Source organism: Undibacterium sp. RTI2.2, assembly GCF_035018705.1.
In the GTDB taxonomy this organism is placed as follows: domain Bacteria; phylum Pseudomonadota; class Gammaproteobacteria; order Burkholderiales; family Burkholderiaceae_D; genus Undibacterium.
Map to the genome: position 1 here is coordinate 1 of NZ_JASJXN010000120.1, position 923 is coordinate 923.

The window sequence follows — 923 nt, forward strand, 5'->3', positions numbered from 1 at the left end:
TTGAAGTAGCAGTAGACGTACTTTAAGGAAACAAGATGGCCGTATTTGTACTAGACCGCAGTGGAAGACCGCTGATGCCATGCACAGAACGACGTGCAAGGTTGATGCTGTCGCGCGGTCGTGCGCGGGTACATCGGCTATTACCGTTCGTGATTCGTCTGACGGATCGCAAAGCGGAAGACAGTGCATTTCAAACACTGCAACTCAAACTCGATCCGGGCAGTAAAACAACCGGCATTGCGTTAGTACGACATGTTGAAGACAGGCTCGCTGTATTAAATCTCATCGAATTAATTCATCGCGGACGTCAAATCAGCGAAGCCTTAACCGCACGGCGCAATATGCGCAGACGTCGTAGGAATAATCTACGTCACCGTGCAGCACGGTTTTTAAACCGGGGAAACAAGAACAAAGGCTGGCTAGCACCGTCCTTGATGCATCGCGTACACACCACCATGACGTGGGTAAATAAGATGCAACGTTGGGCGCCTGTGTCATCACTCTCTAGTGAGCTTGTCCGTTTTGATATGCAGTTAATGCAAAATCCGGATATCTCTGGCGTGGAATATCAACAGGGTGAGCTGCAAGGATACGAAGTACGTGAGTACCTATTAGCAAAGTGGAATAGAACCTGCGCCTATTGTGATGCCAAGAACGTGCCACTGCAGATTGAGCACATCCATCCTAAGAGTGCCGGCGGATCCAATCGCATCGGGAATTTAACCTTGGCATGTAAGCCCTGCAATCAACGAAAAAATGCGCAAGATATTAAGACCTTCTTACGTCGCGATCCGAAGCGGCTTGCCAAGATCATGGCGCAAGCTAAAGCACCGCTAAAAGACGCGGCGGCAGTGAATGCGACGCGTTGGAAGTTAGTGAGCGAATTGAAATCAACAGGCCTGTCGGTTGAAACGTGGAGTGGT

Annotated in this window: 1 protein-coding gene; it reads left to right on the forward strand. The window is 49.7% G+C overall.

The annotated features are described in order from the left end of the window. Positions 1–35: 35 nt before the first annotated feature. Positions 36–923, forward strand: an 888-nt coding sequence (iscB, locus tag QN395_RS21355) for an RNA-guided endonuclease IscB (RefSeq protein ID WP_323493048.1), incomplete at its 3' end; no start/stop codon positions are given.